The sequence below is a fragment of the Halomonas sp. genome (assembly GCF_052095695.1).
Lineage (GTDB): Bacteria > Pseudomonadota > Gammaproteobacteria > Pseudomonadales > Halomonadaceae > Vreelandella.
In genome coordinates this window covers 1-5,442 of the sequence record NZ_JBQDLQ010000141.1, presented here as the reverse complement: position 1 = coordinate 5,442, position 5,442 = coordinate 1, and the positions used below count along the sequence as shown (strand labels likewise).

The 5,442-nt window shown below is 54.0% G+C and carries 7 protein-coding genes; 4 read left to right on the top strand and 3 right to left on the bottom strand.

All coding sequences use genetic code 11. The features are described 5' to 3' along the window. Positions 1-61: 61 nt before the first annotated feature. The gene (rsmI, locus tag ACTH5D_RS17150) at positions 62-919 is read right to left on the bottom strand and encodes a 16S rRNA (cytidine(1402)-2'-O)-methyltransferase (RefSeq protein WP_441673359.1); all 858 of its coding nucleotides are present in this window, start codon (positions 917-919) and stop codon (positions 62-64) included. A 115-nt stretch (positions 920-1,034) separates the two neighbouring features. Here rsmI and ACTH5D_RS17145 point away from each other — a divergent pair, with 115 nt between their 5' ends. The 4 genes from ACTH5D_RS17145 to ACTH5D_RS17130 all read left to right on the top strand — a co-directional run bounded on the left by ACTH5D_RS17145 (position 1,035) and on the right by ACTH5D_RS17130 (position 4,183). Next, complete coding sequence (locus ACTH5D_RS17145; RefSeq protein ID WP_441673357.1) at positions 1,035-2,540, top strand: penicillin-binding protein activator; 1,506 nt, start codon at positions 1,035-1,037, stop codon at positions 2,538-2,540. Beyond that, positions 2,530-2,901, top strand: coding sequence for a YraN family protein (locus ACTH5D_RS17140; protein WP_441673355.1), 372 nt, complete (start codon positions 2,530-2,532; stop codon positions 2,899-2,901). The genes ACTH5D_RS17145 and ACTH5D_RS17140 overlap by 11 nt, the downstream gene beginning before the upstream one ends. A 23-nt stretch (positions 2,902-2,924) precedes the next feature. Beyond that, positions 2,925-3,515 (top strand): phosphoheptose isomerase, encoded by a 591-nt coding sequence (locus ACTH5D_RS17135; RefSeq protein ID WP_096280705.1) that lies wholly within the window; start codon positions 2,925-2,927, stop codon positions 3,513-3,515. 95 nt (positions 3,516-3,610) lie between these two features. Continuing rightward, positions 3,611-4,183 (top strand): BON domain-containing protein, encoded by a 573-nt coding sequence (locus tag ACTH5D_RS17130; RefSeq protein ID WP_441673353.1) that lies wholly within the window; start codon positions 3,611-3,613, stop codon positions 4,181-4,183. Between the two features lie 69 nt (positions 4,184-4,252). On the opposite strand, the gene ACTH5D_RS17125 is transcribed toward ACTH5D_RS17130, so the two are convergent. Both ACTH5D_RS17125 and ACTH5D_RS17120 read right to left on the bottom strand, forming a co-directional pair. Next, entirely contained in the window at positions 4,253-4,801 is a 549-nt protein-coding gene (locus ACTH5D_RS17125; protein ID WP_441673351.1) for a ClpXP protease specificity-enhancing factor, read from the bottom strand. 64 nt (positions 4,802-4,865) lie between these two features. Continuing rightward, on the bottom strand, positions 4,866-5,442 hold a 577-nt coding region (locus tag ACTH5D_RS17120; protein WP_441673349.1), incomplete at its 5' end, for a glutathione S-transferase N-terminal domain-containing protein.

Sequence of the window (5,442 nt, the reverse complement as noted above, 5' to 3'; positions counted from 1 at the left end):
GTATCAGCGGCGACTGTCTGGCCAACTCCGGCGGCAAGCATACCAGCGCCCTCGCCTAGCCTCAATGCTCACCTTTGATTGCTTGCAAACGAGCGTACCAAGCTTGCTTGCGTCCACCGAGCATTCTCGCGGCAATTGCGGCTCCCTGCTTCACTCCAACACCCTCCGTCAATAGCGCCTCTAATAGCGCATCCGCTGAAATATCCTGGCGCTCACTTTGCACAACGGGCGGCGCACCGGCCACGATCACCACAAATTCGCCACGCGCTTGATTCGGGTCTGCCGCCAGCTGTGCCAATAACAGCTCGGGAGTGCCATGGAGAAACGTCTCAAAGGTTTTCGTTAATTCACGTGCCAGCACTACGTCCCGCTCAGCCATCTGTTCTTGCAGGGCCTCCAGGGTATGCACGATGCGATGTGGAGACTCATAAAACACCAGCGTCTCTTCACGGGTTTTCCAAGCCTCTAACGCCTGACGGCGAGCGCCTGGTTTAGCAGGCAAAAAACCGCCAAACACAAATCGGTCTGTTGGCAAGCCTGCCCCAGACAGTGCTGTAATTAACGCACAAGGGCCGGGGATCGGCACAATGTGTCGATTACGAGCGCGCAGTTCGCGTACCAGTACGAAACCTGGGTCGCTAATCAGCGGCGTACCTGCATCACTGATCAGCGCAATGTCTTCGCCCGCTGCAAGATAGCTGTCTAACGTATCTACCCGGCGCGCCTCATTATGCTCATGCAATGAGAGCATCGGCTTATTCAGCCCTAAATGTGCCAAAAGACGGGTACTATGACGAGTATCTTCCGCGGCAATGCGCGATACTTGCCCTAATACTCGGGCGGCACGTGCGGTTAAGTCTTCTAAGTTCCCAATTGGCGTAGCAACCACGTACAATGTGCCCGGATTATGATCTGTCATTGATGACTCTCGATTCGTTGATGGCTTGCTCTGCCGGTGCGCTATGCTTGTGCAGTGGCCTCGTCAATCGCAGGCAAGCTGCGACAGCGCAAATGGACATTTTAAGGAAGGATACATGAAACAGTCATTACGTGGCTTACTCGCCGCTGCCCTCATGGCACTTCTGGTTACTGGCTGTGCTATGCAGCCGCCCAACGTGGTTGACCGCGTTTCCGGTGAGGACGCCGGCCAATTACTCAGCCAGGCAGAACAACAAGCACCGGAGCAAGCCGCTAAAACCCGCCTAGAAGCAGCCAGCGTTTTGGCCGGTCAAGGCGAGCGTGATAAAGCGTTTGAAACCGCCGATGCCATTGATGAAAGCCTCTTATCGGAAGGCGATCGCGTGCGTTGGGCGCTGCTTTTCTCTGAACTGGCACGGGCGCTAGATGATCCACGTGCCGTGCTACGCGCCACTCAGGTACTCAACGACGAACTGCCGATACAGGCCAATCAACAGGAAACCCTGGAGGAACGCCAGCGTTGGGCACGAGAAGCGTTAGATCAGCAGGGCATGGCCAATGTTGCGCTACCCGAGCTTGAAGGCCAAGAAATACGCCGCATTGTGGTTGCCCTACCAGAATCGGGCCCGCTTAGCAGCGTTGCCAATACCATCGCGACCGCCATGCGCAATCATCATGACACCAAAGGTGATAACACAGAGCTCAGCTTTCTAGATGCCTCACACTATTCACTGGATGAGCTTTACCAGCAGGCTCAGCAGATGAATGCTCAGCTAATGATTGGCCCGCTGGATAAAGACCAGGTCACTCAGCTAGAACAGCGCGACAGCGTACCTCTAGCGACACTGGCGCTCAATTACGGCAGCGGTGACCACAACCAGGCACAGCGCCTGTTCCAGTATGGTCTTTCCGCTGAAGATGAAGCTCGCCAAGCCGCTCGCCGCGCTTGGCAGGATGGTCACCGTCAAATGTCAATGATGGTGCCCGATAATGGCTGGGGTCGCCGCGTAGGCGAAGCCTTCTGGAACGAGTGGAAAAGTCAGGGTGGCGAAATTACCAATGCGGTTCGCTACAATCCTGAAAGCTCTGTTTCTACCGCCGTCCAAAGCGCACTCAACGTTAGCGGTGAACGTGCGCGCTTAGGCAACATTGACGCACTCTTTCTGCTGGCCTTACCAGAATATGCTCGCCAAGTACCGCCTACGATGGATTACTACTACGCTCCCGATCTGCCCATCTATGCCACCTCACATCTCCACGAAGGGCGCCTACAGACTCGTCTGGACCAAGACCTTAACGACGTGATGTTCATGGATATCCCGTGGCAAATTCCGGACGCGGCCGTCGGTGGCGAAGAAGCACTGCCCTTCTCAACCACTTACCGCAACTTACGCGATGAGTCCGATGCCTCAATGTTCCGCCTAATGGCGATGGGCGTTGATGCTTACGAGCTGGCTATTCGCTTTTCTAACCTAGCGGAGTTAGAAGGTTTAAGTGGCAGCACCGGTACGCTGTCCTTGAGAAGTGACGGGCGCATTTACCGCGAACTGCCGTGGGCGAAATTTCAAAACGGCGCTCCCGCACCTATTTTAATTCCTAACTTGAATAACAGTGGCGAATAATGCCCAAACCGCTCGGGCGCGCGGCGCGGCCATAGAGCAGATGGCTGCTCAATGGCTGGGCCAGCAAGGCCTCACCCTCGTTACGCAAAATCATTACGTTAAAGGGGGTGAGCTTGACTTGGTGATGCGGGATGGCGATATTCTTGTGTTTGTCGAAGTTAAACATCGCACCACCACGCGCCACGGGCACCCGCTGGAAACCGTCACGTATCAAAAGCAGCAGCGCCTAATACGCGCGGCAAGACTATATCTCGCTCGCGGCGGGCTTTCATCGCCCTGCCGGTTTGATATCCTGGCAATTATTGGCAAGCCGCCCAACCTAGAATTTCACTGGGCGAAAGCTGCTTTTGATGCCTTTTGACTCTATCTAACCAGGAAGCCCTGATGGACTTTCAGACTCGTATACTTGGCCATTTTAACGACAGCATTGACACCAAGACCTACGCCAGCGAAGTACTTCCACCGTTTATTGAAGTGGCAAGCCAAATGATGGTGCAGTGTCTCGTCAGCGAAGGAAAAATTCTTTCTTGCGGCAATGGCGGTAGCGCAGGCGACAGCCAGCACTTCTCATCTGAGCTACTCAATCGCTTCGAGCGAGAGCGCCCTAGCCTGCCTGCATTGGCGCTCACCACCGACACGTCTACGCTTACGTCGATTGCGAATGACTACAGCTATAACGAAGTCTTTTCCAAGCAGATCCGCGCGCTCGGACAGCCTGGCGATGTGCTATTGGCTATTTCCACCAGCGGCAATTCCGGCAACATTGTACAAGCCATTCAAGCCGCCCATGACCGTGATATGACCGTGGTTGCGCTAACCGGGCGTGACGGCGGCGATATGGCCTCACTGCTAGGGCAAGATGATTGCGAGATTCGCGTCCCCGCCACCTCTACGGCTCGCATCCAGGAAGTTCATCTACTGGTCATTCACTGCCTATGCGATCTGATTGATGAACAGCTGTTTGGCAGCGCCTAAACGCCTATCGGCTTCGACGTTTTTATCAGTATTTTTCTTACCCCCATGTTTCATATACAACTATGCGAAAACCACTTACATCATGGAGCTATACGATGACCCAGCGCCTCTCTTCCCGCAGCTTAATGGCGGCCACCCTTGGCGCAGCACTGCTGCTCAGTGGCTGCGCCAATAACTCCGCGTCCAATCAATCTAATTACTCCCAGCGTAGCAACGACGTTGAAGCCGTTGATGCCACCATCGACCGTGAAGTTCAGCGCGCGCTAGGACGAGCCGATGCGCGCCTGGGCGATGCGCGTATACGCGCCAATAGCTTTAATGGCGCGGTCTTACTGGTTGGCCAAGTGCCAAGCGAAGAACTTCGCGACATGGCCGGCGAAGTGACGGGCAATTTGCGGGGCGTTAATGAAGTACATAACGAGCTGACCGTGGCGGCACGCCTGCCGGCCAGCCAACGGCTGACCGATACGTGGCTTACCACTAATGTCGTTAGCCACTTAGCGACTAATGACCATATCGATTCTGGAAAAATAAAAGTGACCACTGAAAACGCTAGCGTCTACCTGATGGGGATTGTTACGCGTGAAGAGTCAGACCGTATCGTCAACGCCGCTTCCGCCGTGGGCGGCGTGCAGCGCATTGTTAAGGTGTTTGAATACATCGATTAACTGCACTGCCATTAAAAAGCCTCGCTCTTAAATAAGAGCGAGGCTTTTTTATTACTTAATGCAGGCTGATTACTTAACGACCCTTAGCGTTGGCTTTTTCTTCGGCTTAGCATCGCTCCCCGATGCTTTTGAGGAAGCCTTGGAATTATCGCCTCCCTCAGAAACCGGTGCGGTTATCGAAAGTTCTGGCTTGGCTGAAGGCTCACGCCTGACGGAGGCCTCTCGTTTTGTAGCTGAAGGCTCTGACGAATCAGAAGCGCTAGCGTTATCCTCAATATCACCAAAGGACTCGGCCCCATCTTCAAGTTCGGGCTCATGACCAAACACCATTCCCGCGCCGTTCTCACGAGCGTAAATGGCAATTAATGCCGGCGTAGGAATCATCACCTGCATCGGCTGGCCACCAAAGCGAGCATTAAAACTGATCGCCTCGTTTTCCATGAAAAAATCACGCACCGCCGTCGGCGCCACGTTTAATACAATCTGGCCGTTTTGCACTAGCTGGCGGGGCACCTCGACACCTGGCTGGGTGGCATCCACCACCAGGTAAGGGGTTAACTCGTTATCTAACAACCACTCATAAAGCGCTCGGGCGAGATAGGGGCGACTCGATTTCATCTAGACTCCCTCCTCCAACAGTAAGGCTCCCTGCCTTTACTCAAGGCAAGGGAGCCGAATGAATTCAAGCGCGCATCTCTTTTTCACGCTCACTTAAAGATGCCTTAAACGCTTCACGCTCAAATACTCGCGACATATACCCCAGCAGCGGCTTAACCTGCTTTTCGGGCAGTTCAATATTGAGGTCAGGCAAGCGCCATAGGACCGGTGCTAAACAGCAATCCACCAGCGTAAACTCTTCACTCATGAAGTAAGGCATGTCTTCAAAAATCGGCGAGATACCAATAAGGCTCTCGCGTAGTTCTTTACGTGCCTTATCCGCTTCTTTTTTTCCACCGCTGCGAATTTGGTCGACCATTGGGCACCACTCGCGCTCAATGCGGTGCATCCATAGGCGGCTTTGTGCACGCGCCACAGGATAAACAGGCAATAGCGGAGGATGCGGAAAACGCTCATCCAAGTACTCCATCATGACTTTGGATTCATAAAGCACCAGGTCACGATCTAAAAGCGTCGGTACGCTATTGTACGGATTGAGATCTGCCAGCTCTTCCGGTGGTTTTTCGTCGAGTACATCGACGATATCAACGGCAACCCCCTTCTCGGCCAGCACAATGCGCACACGATGACTGAAATGATCA